24 protein-coding genes and 2 riboswitches are annotated in these 23,146 nt (G+C 42.1%); of the genes, 20 read left to right on the top strand and 4 right to left on the bottom strand.

Annotated elements, in window-relative coordinates; translation table 11 throughout:
- Positions 1-229: 229 nt before the first annotated feature.
- The 3 genes from GGQ95_RS15965 (at position 230) to GGQ95_RS15955 (ending at position 4,077) form a co-directional block, all read left to right on the top strand.
- The gene (locus tag GGQ95_RS15965) at positions 230-1,243 is read left to right on the top strand and encodes a glycosyltransferase family protein (RefSeq protein ID WP_244963775.1); all 1,014 of its coding nucleotides are present in this window, start codon (positions 230-232) and stop codon (positions 1,241-1,243) included.
- Positions 1,244-1,936: 693 nt separating this feature from the next.
- Positions 1,937-3,067 (top strand): polysaccharide pyruvyl transferase family protein, encoded by a 1,131-nt coding sequence (locus GGQ95_RS15960; protein WP_183187137.1) that lies wholly within the window; start codon positions 1,937-1,939, stop codon positions 3,065-3,067.
- Positions 3,068-3,069: 2 nt separating this feature from the next.
- A complete protein-coding gene (locus tag GGQ95_RS15955; RefSeq protein ID WP_183187136.1) occupies positions 3,070-4,077 on the top strand; it encodes a CgeB family protein in 1,008 nt (335 codons plus the stop codon).
- A 257-nt stretch (positions 4,078-4,334) separates the two neighbouring features.
- Here GGQ95_RS15955 and GGQ95_RS15950 read toward each other — a convergent pair whose 3' ends face one another.
- Positions 4,335-5,057 carry an ABC transporter permease gene (locus GGQ95_RS15950; protein WP_183187135.1) on the bottom strand — a complete coding sequence of 241 codons (723 nt, stop codon included), beginning with the start codon at positions 5,055-5,057 and terminating at the stop codon, positions 4,335-4,337.
- Between the two features lie 780 nt (positions 5,058-5,837).
- On the opposite strand from GGQ95_RS15950, the gene ymaG (GGQ95_RS15945) reads away from it, so the two are divergent.
- The gene (gene ymaG, locus GGQ95_RS15945) at positions 5,838-6,041 is read left to right on the top strand and encodes an inner spore coat protein YmaG (RefSeq protein ID WP_066329558.1); all 204 of its coding nucleotides are present in this window, start codon (positions 5,838-5,840) and stop codon (positions 6,039-6,041) included.
- A 54-nt stretch (positions 6,042-6,095) separates the two neighbouring features.
- A complete protein-coding gene (gene ymaG, locus GGQ95_RS15940; protein WP_172798659.1) occupies positions 6,096-6,272 on the top strand; it encodes an inner spore coat protein YmaG in 177 nt (58 codons plus the stop codon).
- Between the two features lie 38 nt (positions 6,273-6,310).
- Here ymaG (GGQ95_RS15940) and GGQ95_RS15935 read toward each other — a convergent pair whose 3' ends face one another.
- Together GGQ95_RS15935 and GGQ95_RS15930 are read right to left on the bottom strand one after the other, a co-directional pair.
- Positions 6,311-6,643, bottom strand: a complete 333-nt coding sequence (locus GGQ95_RS15935) for a spore coat protein (RefSeq protein ID WP_044742767.1) — start codon at positions 6,641-6,643, stop codon at positions 6,311-6,313.
- 13 nt (positions 6,644-6,656) lie between these two features.
- The gene (locus GGQ95_RS15930; protein WP_183187134.1) at positions 6,657-6,923 is read right to left on the bottom strand and encodes a hypothetical protein; all 267 of its coding nucleotides are present in this window, start codon (positions 6,921-6,923) and stop codon (positions 6,657-6,659) included.
- A 178-nt stretch (positions 6,924-7,101) separates the two neighbouring features.
- Here GGQ95_RS15930 and GGQ95_RS15925 point away from each other — a divergent pair, with 178 nt between their 5' ends.
- Positions 7,102-8,019 carry a proline dehydrogenase family protein gene (locus tag GGQ95_RS15925; RefSeq protein ID WP_044742765.1) on the top strand — a complete coding sequence of 306 codons (918 nt, stop codon included), beginning with the start codon at positions 7,102-7,104 and terminating at the stop codon, positions 8,017-8,019.
- Positions 8,020-8,575: 556 nt separating this feature from the next.
- Here GGQ95_RS15925 and GGQ95_RS15920 read toward each other — a convergent pair.
- Positions 8,576-8,725, bottom strand: coding sequence for a YuzL family protein (locus tag GGQ95_RS15920; RefSeq protein WP_080862757.1), 150 nt, complete (start codon positions 8,723-8,725; stop codon positions 8,576-8,578).
- Between the two features lie 190 nt (positions 8,726-8,915).
- Here GGQ95_RS15920 and GGQ95_RS15915 point away from each other — a divergent pair, with 190 nt between their 5' ends.
- The 14 genes from GGQ95_RS15915 to sufC all read left to right on the top strand — a co-directional run bounded on the left by GGQ95_RS15915 (position 8,916) and on the right by sufC (position 23,133).
- Positions 8,916-11,300: a 3-hydroxyacyl-CoA dehydrogenase/enoyl-CoA hydratase family protein gene (locus GGQ95_RS15915; protein WP_044742764.1), complete on the top strand. Its 2,385-nt coding sequence runs from the start codon at positions 8,916-8,918 to the stop codon at positions 11,298-11,300.
- Positions 11,301-11,493: 193 nt separating this feature from the next.
- Positions 11,494-12,669: an acetyl-CoA C-acetyltransferase gene (locus GGQ95_RS15910; protein WP_066148800.1), complete on the top strand. Its 1,176-nt coding sequence runs from the start codon at positions 11,494-11,496 to the stop codon at positions 12,667-12,669.
- Between the two features lie 54 nt (positions 12,670-12,723).
- Positions 12,724-14,508, top strand: a complete 1,785-nt coding sequence (locus GGQ95_RS15905) for an acyl-CoA dehydrogenase FadE (RefSeq protein ID WP_044742762.1) — start codon at positions 12,724-12,726, stop codon at positions 14,506-14,508.
- Positions 14,509-14,567: 59 nt separating this feature from the next.
- Complete coding sequence (locus GGQ95_RS15900) at positions 14,568-14,927, top strand: arsenate reductase family protein (protein ID WP_066148804.1); 360 nt, start codon at positions 14,568-14,570, stop codon at positions 14,925-14,927.
- 74 nt (positions 14,928-15,001) lie between these two features.
- Complete coding sequence (gene gcvH, locus GGQ95_RS15895) at positions 15,002-15,385, top strand: glycine cleavage system protein GcvH (protein WP_044742760.1); 384 nt, start codon at positions 15,002-15,004, stop codon at positions 15,383-15,385.
- Positions 15,386-15,574: 189 nt separating this feature from the next.
- The gene (locus tag GGQ95_RS15890; RefSeq protein WP_369815524.1) at positions 15,575-15,916 is read left to right on the top strand and encodes a toprim domain-containing protein; all 342 of its coding nucleotides are present in this window, start codon (positions 15,575-15,577) and stop codon (positions 15,914-15,916) included.
- A 15-nt stretch (positions 15,917-15,931) separates the two neighbouring features.
- A complete protein-coding gene (locus GGQ95_RS15885; RefSeq protein ID WP_066148806.1) occupies positions 15,932-16,246 on the top strand; it encodes a thioredoxin family protein in 315 nt (104 codons plus the stop codon).
- A 259-nt stretch (positions 16,247-16,505) separates the two neighbouring features.
- Positions 16,506-16,853, top strand: a complete 348-nt coding sequence (locus GGQ95_RS15880) for an SCP2 sterol-binding domain-containing protein (RefSeq protein ID WP_066148808.1) — start codon at positions 16,506-16,508, stop codon at positions 16,851-16,853.
- Positions 16,854-16,928: 75 nt separating this feature from the next.
- A riboswitch (SAM riboswitch) is annotated at positions 16,929-17,028 on the top strand.
- 70 nt (positions 17,029-17,098) lie between these two features.
- Positions 17,099-18,415 carry an O-acetylhomoserine aminocarboxypropyltransferase/cysteine synthase family protein gene (locus GGQ95_RS15875; RefSeq protein ID WP_080862753.1) on the top strand — a complete coding sequence of 439 codons (1,317 nt, stop codon included), beginning with the start codon at positions 17,099-17,101 and terminating at the stop codon, positions 18,413-18,415.
- 435 nt (positions 18,416-18,850) lie between these two features.
- Positions 18,851-18,958: riboswitch (SAM riboswitch) on the top strand.
- Positions 18,959-19,042: 84 nt separating this feature from the next.
- Complete coding sequence (locus tag GGQ95_RS15870) at positions 19,043-20,068, top strand: methionine ABC transporter ATP-binding protein (RefSeq protein ID WP_183187133.1); 1,026 nt, start codon at positions 19,043-19,045, stop codon at positions 20,066-20,068.
- Positions 20,061-20,726 (top strand): methionine ABC transporter permease, encoded by a 666-nt coding sequence (locus tag GGQ95_RS15865; RefSeq protein ID WP_066148813.1) that lies wholly within the window; start codon positions 20,061-20,063, stop codon positions 20,724-20,726. The genes GGQ95_RS15870 and GGQ95_RS15865 overlap by 8 nt, the downstream gene beginning before the upstream one ends.
- A 22-nt stretch (positions 20,727-20,748) precedes the next feature.
- Positions 20,749-21,579 (top strand): MetQ/NlpA family ABC transporter substrate-binding protein, encoded by an 831-nt coding sequence (locus GGQ95_RS15860; RefSeq protein WP_080862751.1) that lies wholly within the window; start codon positions 20,749-20,751, stop codon positions 21,577-21,579.
- Between the two features lie 219 nt (positions 21,580-21,798).
- Entirely contained in the window at positions 21,799-22,161 is a 363-nt protein-coding gene (locus GGQ95_RS15855) for a carboxymuconolactone decarboxylase family protein (RefSeq protein ID WP_066148816.1), read from the top strand.
- Between the two features lie 192 nt (positions 22,162-22,353).
- The gene (gene sufC / locus GGQ95_RS15850) at positions 22,354-23,133 is read left to right on the top strand and encodes a Fe-S cluster assembly ATPase SufC (RefSeq protein WP_066148818.1); all 780 of its coding nucleotides are present in this window, start codon (positions 22,354-22,356) and stop codon (positions 23,131-23,133) included.
- The last annotated feature ends 13 nt before the right edge of the window (positions 23,134-23,146 follow it).

The following is a 23,146-nucleotide window of genomic DNA, read 5'->3' as shown; positions in this document are numbered from 1 at the left end:
AATCTCCGTCACTTGGACACGTGAAAGGGAGAAGACATAGCCCTCCTTCGACTATTGAGAAAAGCAGGGTCTGTTTTTTTATCCATAATTGGTGGTTGCATTTTTGAATTTGTATATAAGTATGCCAAATAAAACTTTAAGTGGAGTGGTTTATTGTCTATTTCATATATGATTATTATTTCATAGTATATGAAATAAGACCGAGTAAAGAGGAGGGATCGTGGTGAGCATGATTATTTTTCCCCCGACGATTGACTGGTCATGGATGAAGCAACGGCCGCAGCAGCTGGCCAAGCAGCTGGCTAAAAGAGGATATACCGTTTTTTATTGCAATCAATCAACGCAAAAAAAGCCTGTAGAAGAAATGATGCCAGGATTATATGTTGTTCATCATTTTAGTAAATGGGTAAGAGAAGAGTATCCAAGACTGAAACAGACGTATGGAAATGTGGTTGGCCTATGGTGTACGTGGCCAAAATTAACGCCCTATATCAAAAAAATGAAACCAGATTGGGTGATCTATGATTGTGTAGATGAAATGGAAAGATGGCAGCGCTATGAACCGGAAATGGTAAAGCGATCGAATGCCATTATTTGCACGTCACAGCCTCTGTTTGAGCGGCTGCGAAAGGACTATCCCTTCAAGCGTATTGAGATTGTACGAAATGGCTACGATCCCGATTTATCACTTCATCTAGAACATGCATCGTCCATCCTTCCACGTGATTTACCAAAAAATAATAGGCCGCTAGTAGGTTATGTAGGGGCATGGGCACCATGGATTGACGAAGGGCTTGTGCGGCGGCTGCTGCGGGAGGAACTTGATTTAGTTGTCATTGGAGCCGAATTTGGCTTGAATTATTGTTCATACGGCAAATCGAATGTGCATTTTCTAGGACATAAAGCGCATGAGCAGCTTGCGAACTATCTCCCTTTTTTTCATGTTTGTATCATCCCTTTCCAAAAAAATAAACTTACAGCTGCTGTTAATCCTGTCAAAGCATATGAATATTTAGCAGCTGGAAAACCTGTCGTTTCAACCAATCTCCCCGAATGCAGACAGATGTATCCTTATGTAGAAATCGGACATTCTCATGATGAATTTGTTTCCAAAGTGCTTCATTATATCCATCATGCAGGAGATGCGTCTGATCGCATCCGCTATGCCTTGCAGCACACTTGGGATCATCGCGGTGAGCAAATCGAAATGATTATTAAAGATTTCGCGTCTTTAAAGAGATGATATAACGATGGAAGATGTATTCTATCATAAAATGGATTTATGCTTTCGACATCATTTCTCACATTTGAAACCGACATCACATCATCTTGCATATTTGAAGACAATATAGATGAAACATGGCATGTCAACATTTTCGCTTTCTCTATGAAGTGACTGTTGGATTTCGACGGTTGGATGACCGAACAACACCGCTATCAGACCAATGCATTTATCTGAAAGGGGTTCGTTGTTTGGTCATTTGTCACGCTGGAGTGATGGAGGGAAGTCTATGACCTGCCTCCGACCGTCGAAAAAATAGAGTTGCTTCTTTCCAATCAGCTATAAGTTCAATCTTCTAGTTGTATATGTAGGTTTCCAGTCTTGCTGCGAAAGTATGAAAATGCGCAGAGCGATATGTTCCAAGGATATTCTAGGTTTTCTGCCGTTCCGAAAATAGAAAAGAGCAATATAAATATAATCATAAACGTTGGTCATCCATTTTTATTAATTGAGCTAACAAAGAAGTTTGTTTCTATGAAAATATGAAACAGAAACAATGATCACGCCCCATGTGTGTGTTGCAAAATCTAATGGATTGCTTAGCCTTCTGCCTTTACCGCTATCCGTTTCAGTAGGTGAAAAGAATAAACAAGAAAGGTTTATGGATGTCGAACCATTTCCTTGTATTTATAAAAAGAAAAGGGTGATGTTATGATGAAAGTATTAATCCATGGTTTTTATGGAGCTGGAAATGCTGGAGATGACGCTATTCTTCATTCTATTATCCGCACGCTTAAACAAGTCGACCATCAAATAGAAATCGTAGTGATTGCTTGGTCTAAAAACATAAAAGCGTATTATGGAGATGAAAAAATCGATTATATTTATGGCCTAAATTTTAAGCGGATTACTCAAGCTTTAAAAGAAAGTGCACTATTGATTGTCGGAGGCGGAGGACTGTTTCAAGATTATAACACTTTTGCACCAGAAAATTTATTCAGCGATCAAAAAGGAGCATTAAATTATTACTCAGCTCCCATTATTTTAGCGAAAATGCTAAATGTCAAAACCATGTTATATGCTGTTGGAATCGGTCCGCTAGCGAGCGAGGAATCGAAGCGAGCCATGAAGTGGATTGGTGAGATTGCTGATGAAATTACGGTCAGAGATACAACCTCTTTTCAGCTATTAACTTCGTTAGGAATCACGAAACATCAGCTGTCCGCTGATCCAGCGATTATATTGCCTGCTGCTCGCAGCACATCTGTTGCTCCATTTGTAAAGAGAACACCGTCACATAAATATATTGGGCTGAATTTGCGTCAATGGTCCTATGATCGTAAAAGTGCAAAACAAGCAGAGTATCAATTGATTTCCATACTCAACCACCTTTCTAAACGATATGAGGTCACCTTTGTGATCATGACTTTTAATAAGCTGCCGTCAGAATTGGAAAAAGCAAGGACACTTGCACAACGATTAAAAGGAGATTCCTTAATTTTGCCGTACGACGGTTCTCCAGCAGAGTATAAAGCGGTTTGTAAACGGGTGGATTTAATGATTGCGATGCGGCTTCATGCCAGTATTTTTGCTTTGAGCGAAGGAGTGCCAAGCATCGGGTTATCCTATGATGACAAAGTAAGCGGTCTTTATCAAGAACTCGATTTAAAGCCATATTGCTTTCCTATTGAAAAGATCGATGTATCCTCTCTCCGCATGATCATCGAAGACTGTCTGACCAACCCTCAAAATCATCGCCAGTTGATTCAAGATAACGTTACCGCTTTGCAAGAGAGAGAACGGATCAATCAAACCGTTCTAATGAAAATGCTTGGGGGGATGTAAGGATGGACAGCAGTCCGTTAAAAATCGTATTTATTGGCAGGTATACAGAGGGAGAAACAGGAATTGTCCGCAGCATTCAAATGGGGTTGCTTGAAAATGGCTATCAAGTGCATGAGATCAATTTAAAGCTAAGACCCCATCTCATTTATAATCCTTATCGTCGTTTTGGCGGCCATGGACCTGTGTATGTGAAATGGCCAGCTATTAAGGAAGAAGTGGCCCGCTTTCAACCAGATATCCTTCTGTTTTGTGCCGGGGGATTGACATTTCAGCCGGAGATTCTAGAAGAAGTCAAAAAATATTGCACGGTCATTGGAATAACATTAAGCGATCCGGATGTGTATCCGACTGTCAGGCAGTTCGTTGGAAAATTTGATTACCACACAACGAATTCAGTTTTATCCTATAAGCAATATAAGAAAGCAGGGATAACGAATACTTTTTATATGCCGTTTGGGATCGACTCGCGCTTTTTTATTCCACGAGAGCCTGTTGCCAAGTACCAATCAGATATTTCAATCATTGGCCATTATCGGCCCAATCGATTAGAAATTGCCCAATCGCTTCAAGATATTTTTCAAGCAAAAATTTTTGGAAGAGGATGGCCTTTGAAATCGGAAGGTCCTGTATATGGCGAGAAATGGTTTCAAGCGATGCATTCGGCGAAAATGGTCGTCAATTTTCCAAAAACAGGTGCAGGGTATACGAATGTGAAAGTTGGTGTCTTTGAAGCGGTGGCTACGGGAAGGTTGTTATTTACAGAGTATTTCGATGAAATGCGTCAGTTTTTTGAATATGATAAAGAAATTGTCGGATATAAAAATAAAGAGGATTTAATTGAAAAAATTCGTTACTATTTAGATCACCCTGACGAGGCTGAAGCGATTGCCCGTGCCGGACAAGAACGATGTGCTAAATGCCATACATGGAAGCAGCGTCTCCATACATTTTTCAGTGAGATCACATTAAAGACACCAGAAAAATCGTGGAGTGACTTACTCCAATCATAATCATAGACAGAACTAACACCAGCAGGGGGTCCCTGCTGATTTTATTGAACGCCGGCCATATCATCTTGTAAAACCGAGTCATGGTCCGCTGTTTTGTTTCATAAGGGCGATGTCCCTACTTTCAGCCGCTGATGGGGCAGGAGAGCAATACAGACAGTTGATGCGGCAGCTCTTTAACGGAAAATAGAAGAGCTGCTAGAAAGCATCAAGGATATGGGAACGACGATGGAGAGTAAAGCCGTCAGCTTCTACAAACCTTATTTTCCTGCGCTTGCTTCTTGCCGCGCCGGATGAGAATGATAGAAAAATACACGGTAGTTGCATGTGCAAACGATGATGGAGGCGATAGCAGCGACAACCATAAGGGTAAAGACGATAAAAATTTGATATTTGACTGCAGCGATTGGTTCAGCCCCGGCTAAAATCATCCCTGTCATTGTTCCGGGAATTTGAACAAGCCCCATTGTTTTTAACGTGTCAACCGTCGGGATCATGGCGATTTTTATAGCGTTCCGCTTCATTTCCTTCTCATCTGTACTTTCTGACTTTTTCATCGTTTCTAGAACTACGCTAGCAGCCACCATGGCTGTTCCCGAAAACATTCCGCCGACCGGGATGATGTATTGAGCTTGGAAAGGAATGACGCCAACCATAAGCCATAAGCAAATAGAAAAGCCGACAGATGCAGAGATTCCCAGCAATACAAAAGCAAATGTGCGTCTATATTCTATCCCTCTTTTAGAAACATTCAGCGAAGCAGCAATAATCATAGCCAATACATAACCTATGATGACATACCAGTGTTTAAAGGAGAAAATATAGGAAATAAAATACCCGAGCAGCAGGAGTTGAACAAATCCTCTTAACGAGGACCAAAGGATATCCTTTTCTAAGTTTAATGATTGTTTGTATGAAACAATGATAGGGATAAAAACAAAAAATAAAATGGCTAAAAGAGCCGTATTGTGAACATCTCGCAACGTAAAGCATCCTTTCTTCCTTAGTTGAGAATAGTTATCATTTATCTATTAGTATAAAGGAAAAACTTGTTTATTGTCCAATGTTAATCAGATCAAGGTGAGCTTCAGGGGGAGATCGTTTTTGCTGAGAATGACCTTTTCATGCGGAAGAAAAAATGGTCTGTGTTAGTTTGTTCACACGGAGATAGGATACGTGAATGTGGCAAAAGGAGCAGAAGCATACAAAGCTGTGCTTCATGGAGATACCGTAGATGATGCTGAAGCGTTCAAAAAGATGCTTTCCATCATGATTCGTGGAATCGTTGCTTAAGCAAGAGCAGAGGGTTGCCTATTATGACGTGGATAAAACGTAACTTTTTACCATGTGTGTTATGATGCATAGAGATTTAGGTTGACAAACCGGCTGGTATTTAGATAGATTAACAGCTTGATATATCAATATTTGTCCTCAAGTAAGCGGATGATCACTGATTTCGACGGTTCAACAATTGAACAATACCGCTTCCAGACAAATTCATTTGTCTGGAAGCGGCTGTTTGGAGACAAGTCACGCACTTGCTTTCGAGCGTTGCCAACATGGGATTCTGCTTATTGGATGATTCTATATCATTCGCAAATGGATTGAATGCTGAAATCATTCATCGTTTATATAGATAGCTCCCTATACTCTAAGCGGAAGTTTTTATTTGCTCAAAATGGGACATTCGCCCACGCTCTCCGCACTTGCCTGACATATGTATGAAGTGTGGGAATTTATGAAAGATGAGGAGGAAAATCAACATGAATAATTTTATTGGTCAAGACACGAGAGTTTGGGGACGTCCTTGGGGATGGGGAGTTCGTCCATGGGGATTTTTTGGTCCACGTCCATTTTTCGGTGGCGGTCCCTTTTTTGGAGGTTTTTTAGGAGGATTATTAGGCAGCGCATTGGTTCCTCCGTTTTATGGCGGATCTCCATTTTTCGGATACCCTTATTACTATTAAAAATAGGAAAGGGTGAATCAAGCGCTAATATGGACTGATGAGAGGAGAACCGTAATGATTCGGGCAAACCCTTATGAAACGAGATGGTTTTTCGGTGGCCCATTTTTAGGAGGACTGTTAGGAGGATTAGTCGGGAGCGCGTTAATTCCACCGCTTTTTTATGGATACCCAAGACCATATGGCCCGTTTCCTCCGTATGGTCCATATCCTTATGGAGGATATTGGTATTAATGAGTGTTTCCCCCGTACGTTTTATACGGGGGAAACATTTATTGAACATTTGGTTGATATGGAAATTGATTCGTATATCCTTGGAATTGCTGATAAGATTGTTGCAGCTTTTGCTGATCTGCCGCTTCAAGCTTATACCATCCTTTTTTAAACATAAGATTATACAGTTCACGCTGGCAATTTTGCGTTTCAGTAAAAATATGAAGCATATCCTGATATAATTGTTGGTGGCTTGCTTCGTGTAAAAATGTAGTATAGGAAGAGGTCATATACTTTTCAGTGGCTAATAAATCATTTAAAAAGTCGCGGTCGTTCATTTGTGGTGTTTTAGCCACTTGTGTTTCTGGATTTTGAATAGATGCTTGGTTCATTTATTTTCCCTCCTTATTGAAAAGATGATGTAATGGATGGATTTGGTTGCTTTTTCAAGTGTTGTAAAATTTGCTCATAATGACGTTGATGCATTTGTCCAGCTCTTTCGATAGCAGCTGCGACTTCTGGATCTTGGCACTGCGATGCAAAAAAGTGCGCTTTTTTCATAGCGAGCAAGTTCCCAGACATCATATCTGTGAAATACATGGCATCTTTTGATGAAATCATTTGCGGCGGCTGAGGCATAGCAGCCTGCTGTTGGATGGGTTGCTGTTGCATAAGGTTCCACTCCTTTTATAAATATGGTATCAATGACTCGGTTGTAGATTATCCGGTTTGTGGAATAATATACATAAAGGCGAATTTTGTCGAAAAAAGATATTCAATTATAAAAAAACATGCTAAAATCATCGTAGATAGTACATGAAGGCGTTTACGGAAATAAGGAGGTAGTAAGATGGAGCAATTGATGCGTGACTTTTTTTTGTTTTTATCAAAAAATAAAACATTGACAAAATTGGCGAAAAAATACGGGTTGCGCTTCGGGGCTTCTCGCTTTGTAGCTGGAGAAACGATTGAACGTGCTGTAGAAGTGATTAAAGATTTAAATAAAAAAGGGCTTGCAGTGACGATCGATTATTTAGGAGAGTTTGTTGATAACGCAAAAGAAGCGAATGAAATGGCTGACAATTCTATTGAAGCCATTCGCGCAATTGGAAGAGAGAAGTTGAACTCCCAGCTATCCTTAAAAATGACATCAATGGGACTAGACATTTCTGATGAGCTTGTGATGCAAAATATGCGCCGGATTCTAGATGCGGCAAAAGAAAACGGCGTATTTGTTACCATTGATATGGAGGACTATTCACGTTGCCAAAAAACATTGGATATTTTTAAGCAATTGAAAAAAGAATATGATAATGTGGGTACGGTATTGCAAGCGTATTTATATCGTACGGAATCCGATATTGAAGATTTAAAAGATTACCATCCGAATTTGCGCCTTGTTAAAGGAGCGTACAAGGAATCGCAGGAAGTAGCGTTTCCTGAGAAAAAAGATGTTGATGATAATTTCAAAAAAATTATTAAAATGCATCTGCTGAATGGAAACTATACGGCGGTAGCGACTCATGATGATGCGATTATTGAATATACGAAGCAGCTAGTAAAGGAATATAACATTCCAAATGATCAATTTGAGTTTCAAATGTTGTACGGAATTCGCCCAGAACGACAAGAACAGCTTGTTCGCGAAGGATACACCATGCGTGTCTATGTACCGTATGGAACGGACTGGTACGGCTATTTTATGCGCCGTCTTGCTGAACGCCCAGCGAATGTAGCATTTGTTATCAAAGGAATATTGCGTAAATAGTAAAGGCACAAATATCCATGGTTTATTGTTTTATAAAAATCACAGCATGATATGGGTAAACACAAGCTTTTCTGCCCCTTCCCTTGAACAGAATGATAACGTTCGTTATTTGGGAAGGGCCGTACCTATCTCATGTGGTTAAGCTTTTAACAGTGAATGAAGAAAAAAATTCGCGATTTTGTTTCTTCGTTTGATTCCGCTTTTATTTTTCTGCTCTATCCAAAAGGGGCTGCCTATTATTAGAAGGCAGCCCCTTTATATCGTTCACTCGTGGTGCTAGATCCCATCGATTCGTTTATGGTCCTTACGCTATATCTACTGAATAAATGAATGGTGTCAATAAAACTTACGGTCGAAAGGCAAGTCGGTAACTTGCGGCCGTTACGCCAAAGCGTGACCGCCAGCCCAATCAACAGGCCGTTTTCAGACAAATCCGGCTGTCCGAAAGGGGGCTGTTCGATCGCTCAACCATCGACTTCTCAAGTGGAAGTGAATGTTGAAGGATCAAGTTGTATGGATCATTGTTGCATGTATTGCCCAGCTATAGCAAGTATCGTTACTCTCCTTGCATGTTTGCTTTTTTATATTGCTGATTTTGACTTGTTTTTTTCCCGCTTCCATCCATCTCGACATTTGGTCCTGCGTTTCCTTTGACACTTGCGGCGCTGACGGCTGCTTTAGACGGGTTCTTCTGCATTTTTGCCATCCCTATCACCTCCGTTTTTAGCTTGGCTGAAAAAAATAATTTATACTCTAGACAAAAATTGTTAAGCATATATATTGCGAAAATTTAAAAGATACTTTATATTTTAATTATAAGAATAATAGTCAGCCAATATTTTTTTTGAGAGAAAATGAATGATTATTCATTCAATATATTGGAGGGGGAAGTTGCCATGGTCAAACGGATTAAACGGGCCGCGGTATTAGGCTCTGGAGTAATGGGCTCCGGCATTGCCGCACATTTAGCGAACGTCGGCATTCCAACCTTGCTTCTTGATATCGTGCCGCGTGAACGAACAAAGGAGGAGGAAGCAAGAGGTCTTACATTTGAACATAAAGCTGTTCGTAACCGCTTGGCGAATCAGGCTCTGCAAAAGCTATTGAAGCAAAAACCGGCGCCGCTGATGGCGAAAGAAAAGCTGGCGCTCATCGAGACCGGAAATTTTGAAGATGACTTACACCGTCTGGCGGAGGCTGATTGGATCATTGAAGTAGTGGTGGAGAATTTAGACATAAAAAAACAGCTGTTTGCTAAAATCGACGCAGTCAGAAGAGAAGGGAGCATTGTAAGTTCCAATACGTCTGGTATTTCAGTGGAAGCCATGTCTGAAGGACGTTCGGAAGATTTTAAAAAGCATTTTTTAGGGACTCACTTTTTTAATCCGCCCCGCTATTTAAAACTTCTGGAAATCATTCCGACGAAAGCCACTGATCCAGAGGTTGTTGCCTTTATGAAGGAATTTGGCGAGGAAGTGCTTGGGAAAGGAGTCGTCATTGCTAAAGATACGCCTAATTTTATTGCTAATCGCATTGGAACGTATGGGCTGCTAGTAACAGTGCGAGAAATGATCAAAGGAGGCTACAGCGTTGGCGAGGTTGACTCGGTTACAGGGCCGTTAATCGGACGTCCGAAAAGCGCTACGTTTCGCACGCTGGATGTCGTTGGTTTAGATACATTTATTCATGTAGCGAACAATGTATTTGAAAAAGTGGACGGAGAGGAAAAAGAGGTTTTTCGCACTCCTGATTTTATGAAAGCAATGCTGGAAAAAGGATGGCTTGGCAGCAAAGCAGGACAAGGATTTTTCCTCAAAAAAGGAAAGGACATTTTAGAATTAAACTATGAAACCCTGGAATATGAACCAAGCAAAAAACTAAAAACACCAGCGGTCGAGATGAGCAAGCAGGCTAAAGGATTAAGCAATAAATTGAAAGCGCTTGTATATAGCGATGACCGTGCTGGAGAATTGCTTTGGAATATTTTAAGCCCGGTCCTTCTTTATTCGGCACAACTGCTAGGGGAAATTGCCGATGATATTGTCGCCATTGACCGGGCAATGAAATGGGGATTTGGATGGGAGTTTGGCCCGTTTGAAACATGGGATGCGATCGGTGTGGAAGCGTCTGTTCGCAAAATGCAAGAAGAAGGAAAGAACGTTCCTGATTGGGTTGCTCAAATGCTTGCTGCGGGGCATACATCCTTTTATAAGCGAGAAAACGGAAAAGTTTTAGTTTATGACAAGGGAGAATACAAGCCTGTTTCAGAGAATCCAAAAGTCATTCATCTTAAACGGTTAAAAGAAGAAAACAGGGTTATCAAAAAAAATAGCGGTGCCAGCTTGATTGATTTAGGGGATGATGTTGCGCTATTAGAGTTTCATTCACCAAATAATGCGATCGGCCTTGATATTGTCCAAATGATCAACGACTCGCTAGAGGAAGTCGATCGCAACTATAAAGGCCTTGTCATTGGAAACCAAGGGAAAAACTTCTGTGTTGGTGCTAATCTGGCTCTGATTTTAATGGAGGCCCAAGATGATAATTATTTTGAAATTGAGCTCGTTGTGAGACAGTTCCAGCAGGCGATGATGAATATTAAATATAGTCCAAAGCCAGTGGTTGCTGCTCCTTTTGCGATGACGCTTGGCGGCGGTACGGAAATTTGCTTGCCGGCCGCACGCATTCAGGCGGCAGGAGAAACGTATATGGGATTAGTTGAAGTTGGTGTTGGGTTGATTCCTGGCGGCGGTGGAAACAAGGAACTATATATTAAATATTTAAACAGCCTGCCGAATGGTGTGGACTTTGATTTGCAAAAAGTGGCGAATAAAGTGTTTGAAACGATTGCGACGGCCAAAGTATCTACATCGGCGTTGGAAGCTCGCGAGCTGAATTTTTTAAATCGACAAGACGGAATTACGATGAATGGTGACCATTTGCTTTATGATGCCAAACAGGCTGTAATTTCTCTATACGACAGCGGTTATCAGCCGCCTGTGCGCAAAAAGATTCCGGTCGTAGGCGAGTCTGGATACGCAGCATTGCTTTTAGCTGCTCAATCCATGCACCTTTCCGGTTATGCTACAGAGCATGATGTAAAGATTGCCAAAAAGCTTGCCTATGTCATTGCTGGAGGAAAAGTGCCGTACGGTACGGAGGTAGATGAACAATATTTATTAGATTTAGAGAGAGAAGCGTTTTTAAGTTTAGTAGGAGAAAGAAAATCGCAGGAGCGGATGCAGCATATGCTTGTAAAAGGAAAGCCGCTGCGCAACTAAATAACAAACATAGATATGCGGCCGTATCAAATGAGCACAGGGGGCTTTCTCTTAACAATAGCAAGGGGATGGATTGACTGGCTTATGATCCGCTGCTCTCATCGAAGTTGCGTGGAATATGGTTTGGATGCTGTAAGGCATTCATGCTCGTAAAATCTTAAATAAAGCCTATATAGAAACAGGGGGGAAGATTGTGAGAGAAGCAGTCATCGTAGCGGGAGCGCGTACTCCGGTCGGAAAGGCGAAAAAAGGGACGCTTGCTCATATGCGTCCAGATGATTTAGGCGCGCTTGTTGTGAAAGAAACATTAAAGAGAGCGGAAAATTATGATGGAGACATCGATGATTTGATTTTTGGCTGCGCCATGCCGGAGGCGGAGCAGGGGCTAAATATAGCCCGCAACATAGGGGCATTGGCAGGTCTCCCTTACACTGTTCCAGCCATTACGATCAATCGCTATTGCTCATCAGGGCTGCAGGCGATTGCTTATGCAGCGGAACGCATTATGCTTGGCCACTCTGACACGATTATCGCTGGCGGCGTTGAATCAATGAGTCTTGTCCCCATGCTGGGGCATGTTGTGAGGCCGAATGCAAAAATTGCTGAAAACATTCCAGAATACTATATGTCAATGGGACATACAGCAGAGCAAGTGGCTATGAAGTATGGAATCAGCCGCGAAGAACAGGATGCGTTTGCTGTAGGCAGCCATCAGCGGGCAGCCCAAGCGATCCGTGACGGGAAGTTTGTGGATGAAATTGTTCCGGTGAATGTCACGATCCGTACGGTTGAAAATAACCGACTTACGGAAAAACAGATCGTATTTGCTGAAGACGAAGGTGTTCGTCCGGAAACGAACAAAGAAATATTAGCAAAGCTGCGCCCGGCGTTTGCCGTTAATGGAACAGTCACTGCAGGAAATGCGTCGCAAACAAGCGATGGGGCAGCAGCGGTCATGGTGATGGATCGCGAAAAGGCAGAAGCGCTTGGCTTGAAGCCTCTTGGAAAATTCCGTTCATTCGCCGTAGCAGGCGTCCCTCCAGAAGTGATGGGAATCGGGCCGATTGCTGCTGTTCCAAAGGCGCTAAAGCTTGCTGGATTAGAGCTTTCCGATATCGGATTATTTGAGCTAAATGAGGCGTTCGCTTCACAAGCGATTCAAGTGATTCGGGAGCTCGGTCTAGATGAAGAAAAAGTCAATGTCAATGGCGGAGCGATTGCACTCGGGCATCCGCTCGGATGCACAGGGGCTAAATTAACGCTGACCTTGCTTCATGAGATGCGCCGCCGGCATGAGCAATTTGGTATTGTTACGATGTGCATCGGCGGCGGCATGGGAGCCGCTGGTGTATTTGAATTATTGGAGTAGGGCCGAGCAGATGATATCAAGATTGTTCACATAAAAACAAGGGGGAGAAACGCAATGGCAAAAGCGATGGATAATGTGGTGAAAGGTGGCAGCTTCTTAATTGAAGAGGTAGACTGCGGACGCGTGTTTACTCCGGAAGATTTTACAGATGAGCATAAAATGATCGCCAAAACAACAGAGGAATTTGTGATCAATGAGGTGTTGCCTCAGTTAGAGCACTTAGAAAATCATGAGTTTGATCGTTCTGTTAAACTGCTAAAGAAAGCGGGAGAAATTGGACTTTTAAGCGCGGATGTACCGGAAGAGTATGGAGGTTTGTCGCTTGATAAAATCAGCTCAGCATTAATTGCCGAAAAAATGGCGCGGGCCGGAGGATTTTCGATTTCGCATGGCGCCCACGTAGGAATCGGCTCACTTCCTATTGTATTATTTGGAACAGAAGCGCAAAAACAAAAATATTTGCCGGCATTGGCCACAGGTGAAAAGATAGCGGCTTATGCTTTAACAGAGCCGGGCTCCGGTTCGGACGCTCTAGGGGCGAAAACGACAGCGAAGCTGAATGCAGAAGGCACTCACTATGTTTTGAATGGAGAGAAGCAATGGATTACCAATGCAGGGTTTGCGGATGTGTTTGTCGTTTATGCTAAAGTGGATGGCGAGCATTTCTCGGCTTTTATTGTAGAGCGTGATTTTCCTGGGGTGTCTACCGGAGCAGAAGAAAAGAAAATGGGAATTAAAAGCTCTTCCACTCGCACATTAATTTTACAAGATGCCCTTGTGCCGAAGGAGAATTTATTAGGGGAAATTGGAAAGGGGCATGTCATCGCTTTTAATATTTTAAATATTGGCCGTTATAAATTAGGTGTCGGAGCGGTTGGCGGCTCCAAACGGGCTCTAGAGGTGACGATTCAATATGCGAATCAGCGCCAGCAATTTAAAACGCCAATTTCCCAATTTTCATTAACACAAGAAAAATTTGCGACGATGGCATCAAAACTATACGCTGCGGAGAGCTCGGTATATCGCACAGTTGGATTATTTGAGGAGCGCATGAGCAAGCTGGATGCCGAACAAGCGAAAGAAGGAAAAGAAATTGCTAGATCTATTGCTGAATATGCCATTGAATGTTCATTGAATAAATTTTTTGCAACGGAAGTATTGGATTACATTGTGGATGAAGGGGTACAGATTCATGGCGGCTACGGTTTTATGCAGGAATATGAAATTGAACGGGCGTATCGCGACTCGCGCATTAACCGTATTTTTGAAGGAACGAATGAAATCAACCGCCTGTTAGTACCGGGAACGTATTTGCGGAAAGCGATGAAGGGAGAGCTTCCTCTTTTGCAAAAAGCGCAAAAGCTGCAAGAAGAGCTCATGATGCTAATGCCGGAAGAAGTAGGAGATGGATTGCTAGAGCAAGAAAAATATTTGGTGCGGAACGCGAAAAAAATTGCTCTGTTGACAGCCGGCCTAGCCGTGCAGAAATTTGGGCCGAAACTAGAGAAAGAACAAGAAGTGCTAGTGAATATTGCCGACATTGTCAGCAATATTTATGCGATGGAATCAGCGCTTCTTCGCACAGAAAAGGCGATTCAAAAATTTGGAGCAGAGAAAAATAAACAAAAAATTTTATATACAGAAATTTTCTGCCAGGAAGCATTTAATGAAATCGAAGCACATGCAAAAGAAACGATTGTAGCGGTTGAGCAAGGAGATATGCTGCGAATGATGCTATCGGCATTGCGCAAGCTTACGCGCCATACGCCAATCAATGTCATTGCCAAAAAACGCGAAGCGGCGGCCGCGCTCATTGAAGCAGAACGTTATATTGTGTAATAATGAGAAGTACCAGACGAAGCGTCTGGTACTTTGTTTATAGAGGGTGATGAACGATCATGTTAACTTTTTACTGGTATCCGAAATGCAGCACTTGCCGAAAAGCGAAAAAATGGTTAGAGGAGCGCGGCATCGCAGTGAATGATGTACATATTGCCGAACATCCACCAACAAAAGATGAATTAAGAGAGCTTTATCAACAAAGCGGGCTTCCGCTCAAAAAGTTTTTTAACACAAGCGGCATGAGGTATCGGGAGCTAGGATTAAAAGATCGCATCAGCACAGCGACTGACGACGAGCTGCTTGAACTATTGGCATCGGATGGCATGCTGATTAAACGGCCGATTGCAACAGATGGGACGCATGTGGTAGTAGGATTTGATGAGCAAGCTTATGAAAAAATTTTTGGACAAGTATAACGAATACAGTCGAGTTTTTCAAAAAAATCAGTTATTATTAAAAAGAATACATTGCTGTTGGAGGGACATAAATCATGAACACACCAAAAGAATTGCGCTATTCTGAAGAACATGAATGGGTGCGTGTGGAAGATGGTAAAGTTCGAATTGGAATTACTGATTTTGCGCAATCCGAGTTAGGAGATATCGTATTTGTTGAGCTTCCAGAGGTAGGTGCGGAACTTACAGCAAACGAGCCGTTTGGCAGTGTTGAATCAGTGAAAACGGTTTCTGAGCTGTATGCCCCTATCAGTGGAAAAGTTGTTGAAATTAATGAAGAATTAAACGACAATCCTGAATTTGTCAATGAGTCTCCATATGAGAAGGCATGGATGATTGTTGTTGAGCCGACTGATTTAAGCGAAATCGATCGTTTATTGACGGCTGAACAATATGAGCAAATGATTAACCAAGAATAAGATCGATTCTAGCACGCCGTGGCTAATAATGCCGCGGCGTTATATCTTTTATATGAATAGTGAATGGTTAAAGCAAGCATGGATTTTTTCTCCGATCTCAAGGCTGTTTTATTTTTGGAGGCAGGAAGGTAGAAAACAAAGAGCGAATGGAATACAATATACATAACTTCTTTTCATTAGGTGATGATCATGATGGATAAAGAAAAAGTAATTATTGTCGAGGGGCGCTCCGACAAAAAGAAAATAGAGGGCATGATTAAAGATTCCGTTGAAATCATTTGCACAAACGGGACGATCAGCCGTGCCAAATTAGATGAGTGGATTGATCAGCTGTATGATAAAGAAGTGTTTATCTTAGTGGATTCGGATGAAGCGGGAGAACGATTGCGAAAGCAGCTGCGCCGTGAATTTCCTGAGGCGGAGCATTTATATATCGATCGCATGTATCGAGAGGTGGCCGCAGCACCTAAAAAACATATTGCAACGGTGCTGCTGAGCGCTAATATTGATGTGCATGCAGATGATTGGTAAAAGGTGTGAAGAAGTGTGGAAGAAGTAACGATACAGCAATTAGATGAACTCATTCAGCAGGAGGAGTTTGTATGTTTGTATGTATATACACCGATGTGCGGCACATGCCAGCTGGCGAATCGCATGGTCAGCATTGTTCAAGAGCTAACTTCTCATGTAGCCTTTCGGAAGTCCGATATTAACTATATGCCGGATCGAGCGGTCAGCTGGGAAATTGAAAGTGTACCTTGCCTGCTGTTATTTAGAAACGGGGAAATGAAAAAGAAGTTATATGCATTTCAATCTGTCCCATATTTATATGAGGTGATTCAAGAATTGCAAAAGCCGTAATGCATGCATTTATGGATAAGAGAAGAACAAACAGTAGATGGGTCCATTTTAGATTGTGCAGAAGTGTTGGTATCCGTATAGATTGAAGCAAGCCTTTGGGGGCTTGCTTTTTTATTTAGAGTTTTTTTGACATATTTCTCGGGAAATATGAAAAATCGTGTACGTTTTCTTGATGATTTGTCGACAAGTTTATAAAGGAATTATGCCTTTTTCTATGGAAATAAATGAGAGAAAAGGATAATGGAGAGGCGGGAAAACGATGAAGATTTATGAATTAACTAAAAAATTTATGGAACGTGTACAGACGTTGCACCATCTGTTGCCGATTTTACCGGAGGAGGAACTCTACATTCGCTTTGAATGCGATGCAGAAACACTGATTTTCGCCATTTCAAAAACGGGAGTTCATCTGGCGCAGGAAGCTGATGAAAGGAAGATATTAACCATTAGAGGGTCGAAAGAGGCGCTTGTTAGTCTGTTGAAAGGTGAACTTAAATTGCAGCAGCAGCTCCGCTTAAAAGAATTAGTGGTTTCCGGTAGCTTTCGTCACATGCTTTTATTAGAATCGCTTCTTCATTTAGCTAAACCATATCGTTATGCCTCTTGAATATGAAATCACGAAATGTTATTGACATGATAAAAAAACAGTGTTATTATTCAGAAAAATAAAATAATAAACAAGTTCTTATCAAGAGTGGCGGAGGGACTGGCCCGATGAAGCCCGGCAACCGGTTTGACACGGTGCCAATTCCAGCAGAGTGTATCGCTCTGGCAGATAAGAAGAGTTAAAGGAAATTTCCCCCTCTTCTTATGATGAAGAGGGGGTTTTCATTTGATTATAAAAAGGAGAGGATGACAGTGGGCGAAAAATCATATCGTTTAGAAACGCTGGCGGTGCATGGGGGGGTAAGTCCAGATCCTGTGACAGGAGCAAGAGCCGTTCCGATTTATCAATCGAACGCTTATCAATTTGCCAATACGGAGCATGCAGCCAACTTATTCGCATTGAAAGAAGAAGGGTACATTTATACGCGCATTCATAACCCGACCGCCACAGTCTTTGAGGAAAGAGTGGCACAATTAGAAGGAGGAATTGGAAGTCTTGCAGTAGCAAGCGGCATGGCCGCAATCACGCTTGCGATCTTAAATATAGCGCAAGCAGGAGACGAGATTGTGTCAGCTTCAACGCTATATGGAGGTACCTATAACCTCTTTGCCACTACCCTTCCGAAATATGGGATTACAACGCATTTTGTTGATCCCGCTAATCCGGAAAATTTTCGTGCTGCCATTACGCCAAAAACGAAAGCGATCTTTGCAGAAACGATTGGTAATCCAAGTTTGCACGTACTAGATATTGAAGCGGTAGCCAACATTGCGCATGAAGCGGGTATTCCTCTCATTATTGATAATACGTTTGCCACTCCATATCTATGCCGTCCGATTGAGTATGGGGCGGATATCGTTGTTCATTCAGCTACTAAATGGCTGCTTGGAAACGGTACAACGCTTGGCGGCATTATTATAGACGGAGGAAAGTTTAATTGGGATTCTCCTAAATTTCCGGGATTTACAACTCCGGATCCAAGCTATCACAATCTTGTGTATGCAGAAGCTTTAGGTCCGGCTGCTTATATCATTAAGGCTCGTGTGCAATTGCTGCGGGATCTTGGACCAGCGATTAGCCCATTTAATGCGTTTCAATTTAATTTAGGGCTTGAGACGCTTCATGTACGCATGAAAGAGCATATTGCTAACACGCGTCGGATTGTAGACTATTTAGATCGCCATCCGGCAGTAGAATGGGTGCTGTATCCTGGACACGAAAAGCATCCAGCCAAGAATTTGGCCGAAAAATATTTGCCGAAAGGAGCGGGAGCCGTTGTGGTGTTCGGCATTAAAGGAGGAAGAGAAGCGGGAGCGGCTCTCATTAACAACGTGAAGCTTTGGTCGCACTTGGCCAATGTAGGAGACGCCAAAAGCTTAATTATTCATCCAGCCAGCACCACGCATCAGCAGTTGAGCCCAGAAGATTTGCAGGCCTCGGGAGTTACGGAAGATTTGATTCGTCTATCGGTCGGCATCGAAAATGTCGAAGACTTAATTGAGGATTTAGAGCAAGCCATCGCCATTGCCACAGGAATTCGTTCGCTGTATTCAGAGGTGTAGAAAATAGCCGTCAACAATTGAATCGGTCATGAAGTCCATTCATATTGATAAAACAATAGTTTCAACGAGAGGTTAGAACATATTAAAAACAGGCGTGGTGATGATCCAATAAAAACCGATTAACGCCGCCCGATTCCTCGTTTTTCCGTCATAATCTGTAAACCCTTTGCTTGTCCACTGTCAGCATGTCTTTGTCAAACAACGAACGCTTTGTGGGCAAGATGGGCCCGCTGGCGCTTTTGCTCGAGGGAGATGCCGAAAAGGTTGTGTTAAGCCAGAGCATTTTGAATGGATCATCGGCGCTTGTGTATTGATTCTATGATTAGGAATGATTTTTCTGTTGACACCTTCCTTTATAGAATGATAGAATCACTTTTGTAATTTGTATAATTCTTAGATGAATTAAAGCATTAACTGAATAAAGGAGCGTTGCTGCTCTTATCAAGAGAGGTGGAGGGATGTGCCCTATGAAACCCGGCAACCGTCAGCATTCGACTGAAATGGTGCCAATTCACACAAAGCGTTCGCTTTGAGAGATAAGAGACAGAAATGGGAGATATTAAAACCTTTCTGTTCTCTTGAGCAGAAAGGTTTTTTAGTTGCTGGAACAAGGAAGGTGAATCGCGTTTGATTACGCTAGAAAATGTAACAAAAGTATATTCGTCAAGCCAGGGAGCGGTAACAGCTGTCAATGATGTAAATTTGCACATTAAAGAAGGGGAGATTTTTGGCATTATTGGATATAGCGGTGCTGGAAAAAGCTCGCTGATCCGTCTTTTAAACGGCTTGGAAAAGCCTACAAATGGAAGAGTGATGGTTGCCGGTCAAGACATCGCAAGTATTAAAGGAAGAGAATTGCGCAAGGCGCGGCAAGAAATCGGAATGATTTTTCAGCATTTTAATTTGCTTTGGTCAAGGACGGTCCGAGACAATATTGCGTTTCCCTTAGAGATTGCTGGAGTTCCAAAGGAACAGCGGTTAAAGCGGGCGGATGAACTCATTCATCTTGTGGGTCTGCACGGAAGAGAAAATACCTATCCATCGCAGCTCAGCGGGGGGCAAAAGCAGCGTGTCGGTATTGCGCGGGCGCTCGCGAACAACCCGAAGGTGCTGTTATGCGACGAAGCGACTTCTGCTTTGGATCCGCAAACGACAGATTCGATTCTTGAGCTTTTAGTTGATATTAATCAGCGCCTCGGATTGACTATTGTATTAATTACTCATGAAATGCATGTAATCCGTAAAATATGTGATCGTGTGGCGGTAATGGAAAACGGAAAGATTGTCGAAGAAGGAAAGGTATTGGATGTATTTCAAAATCCGCAACAGATGATAACGAAACGGTTTGTTCAACAGATTACGGAACCTGAAGAAACGAAAGGGACGATTGCTCATTTGTTCAACCAATATCCTAACGGCAAAGTTGTCCAGCTTACTTTTGCTGGCCATGCGACTGAACGGCCGCTCATCGCAGAACTGATCCGAAATTTTGAAATAACCATTAATATTTTGCAAGGGAAGATTTCACAAACCCATCAGGGCTCGTATGGAGTGATGTTTGTTCATATGAGTGGAACGGATGAGGAAGTAGCCAGAGCGCTTGACTACATTCGTCAGCAACAAGTCGGTGTGGAGGTGATGACGAATGAGTAGCATGTTTCCTAACGTTCAGTGGGAATCGATTTGGGCGGCAGCGTCGGAAACGCTGTATATGACAGGAGTTGCCGTGGCGTTTACATTTGTATTTGGACTCATTCTAGGATTGTTGCTGTTTTTAACATCCAAAGATAATATTTGGGAAAACAAAGCCATTCATACAATCGTTTCTGCTTTTGTTAATATTTTTCGTTCTATCCCATTTATTATTTTAATTATTCTGCTTATTCCTTTTACAAAGATGCTAGTCGGTACGATTCTTGGGGCAAACGCGGCCTTGCCGGCGTTGATTATTGGCGCTGCTCCATTTTATGCGCGCATGGTGGAGATCGCTTTGCGTGAAATTGACAAAGGTGTGATTGAAGCGGCGAAAGCCATGGGAGCGACAACGGCGACAATCATCTGGAAGGTATTGATTCCTGAATCGCTGCCGGCTCTTGTCTCAGGGATCACAGTAACCGCTATTGCGTTAGTTGGCTATACGGCGATGGCGGGAGTAGTGGGCGCTGGTGGCCTTGGGAATCTTGCTTATTTAGAAGGGTTCCAACGCAGTCATAACGATGTGACCTTTGTTGCTACAGTGCTCATTTTAATCATTGTATTTGCCATTCAGCTTATCGGTGACTTTGTCACTTCCAAAATAGATAAGAGATAACAATATAAAGGAGGAAAAACAGATGAAAAAATGGTGGGGTGCATTATTAGCGGTAGTGCTTGTGCTCGCGTTGGCGGCATGCGGCGGCAAAGACGGCGCACAAGGAGACCAAGAGAAAAAGGAATTAGTAGTAGGCGCATCGAATGTGCCGCATGCTGAGATTTTAGAAAAAGCGAAGCCAATTCTTAAAGAAAAAGGCGTCAACTTAAAGATTGTCACATTCCAGGATTATATTTTGCCGAATAAGGCGTTAGAGAATAAAGAAATCGACGCTAACTATTTCCAGCACATTCCTTACTTAGAGGCACAAATGAAAGAAAACGGCTATGATTTTGTCAATGCTGGCGGTATTCATATTGAACCAATCGGAATTTATTCTAAAAAATACAAAAGCCTTGAGGAGCTTCCAGAGGGAGCCACCATTATTATGAGCAACTCTGTCGCTGATCACGGGCGTATTTTGTCCATGCTTCAAGAGAAAGGACTTATTAAATTAAAAGACGGCATTGATAAAACAAAAGCCACTGTTAAGGATATTGTAGAAAATCCGAAGAAGTTAAAATTTAAAACCGATGTTGATGCCGGTTTGCTGCCACAAGTTTACCAAAACAATGAGGGCGATGCGGTCGTGATTAACGCCAACTACGCTTTAGATGCCGGATTGGATCCTGCGAAAGATCCGATTGCTGTCGAGTCGCCAAAAAACAATCCATATGTGAATATTATTGCGGTACGTAAAGGCGATGAGAATCGCAAAGACATTAAAACGCTTGTCGAAGTGCTTCAATCCAAAGAAATTCAAGATTTCATCAAAAAAGAATACAAAGGTGCTGTCATTCCAGCAACTGAGTAATACTATAAAGAAAGCGGAAGCTTCATAGCGGAGCTTCCGCTTTTTAATGTTCTCTTACTTTTGGTGTAATCAGCATGAGAAACCACGGGGCTTGATGATTATGCAACCATTTCTTCCAGATCGTTCAAGCCGATTTTTCTTTTCGATTCAGTTATATGATCTTCCCATTTTAGTCAATAATATAACCGCAGTTCTTATGATTTTGAAAGGAGCTTGAGGATGAATCAACCAACACATTCTTCAACAGAAGCGGCATTGCAGCATTATAAAGAAGGATTGGGCGCCTTCACACAGAAAATCCCCGCAGTGGCAGAGAAATTTAATGCCTTTACTGAAGCATGCTTTCAGGAGGGAGCTTTGTCGCAAAAAGAAAAGCAATTGATCGCTCTCGGGATTAGCCTAGCTACACAAGATGAATATTGTACGATTTATCATACGAAAGGCTGTATCGATCAAGGGGCGACAGAACAGGAAATCTTGGAAGCTTGCAGCGTTGCGGTAGCGTTTGCGGGAGGCGCAGCGATGAGCCAAGCGGTGACGCTTGTTCAAGAATGCATTGCCGAATTGACGACAAAACATTAGTGAAAAAGCCTCCAGAATAGGAGGCTTTTTTGATATGTTTACTTATTAAACTTTTTTATTTAAAAAGTATACTAATGGAGTTAAATGGTTGCTAATACCTTTCATTTGTTATAAGATTGTAATGAGAATAAAATGAGAATCACAATAACGATGAGATACACAAACTTCTTTTAGAAAATTGGAGGTATTTTTATGGCGGTATTGACAATCAAAGATCTTCACGTATCAGTGGAGGGGAAAGAAATTTTAAAGGGTGTAAATTTGGAGGTAAAAGGCGGAGAAATTCATGCCATTATGGGGCCGAACGGAACGGGAAAATCAACGCTATCTTCCGCAATTATGGGCCATCCAAAATATGAAGTAACAAAAGGAAGCATTACACTAGATGGACAAGACGTCCTTGAAATGGAAGTAGATGAGCGCGCGCGCGCCGGTTTATTTTTAGCTATGCAATATCCAAGCGAGATTAGCGGTGTGACGAATGCCGATTTCCTTCGTTCTGCCATTAATGCTCGTCTTGGAGAAGGGAACGAAATTTCGTTAATGAAGTTCATTCGCAAATTAGATGAAAAAATGGAGTTCCTTGAAATGAACTCTGATATGGCTCATCGTTACTTAAATGAAGGATTTTCCGGTGGAGAGAAAAAACGCAATGAAATTCTTCAGCTTATGATGCTAGAGCCGAAAATTGCGATTTTAGACGAGATCGACTCGGGTCTTGATATTGATGCTTTAAAAATCGTTTCAAAAGGTGTTAATGAAATGCGCAGCAGCGATTTTGGCTGTTTAATTATCACTCACTATCAACGATTGCTTAATTACATTACGCCAGATTATGTGCATGTGATGATGCAAGGACGCATTGTGAAATCCGGCGGTCCAGAATTAGCGCAGCGCTTAGAAGCTGAAGGATATGACTGGATCAAAAAAGAATTGGGCATTGAAGATGAAATGATTGAGCAAGAAGCGTAAGCGTTAGGAGGAT

The organism is Anoxybacteroides rupiense, assembly GCF_014196195.1.
Lineage (GTDB): Bacteria > Bacillota > Bacilli > Bacillales > Anoxybacillaceae > Anoxybacteroides > Anoxybacteroides rupiense.
Note: the sequence above shows the minus strand (reverse complement) of the source record. Positions and strands in the feature narration are given on the sequence as shown.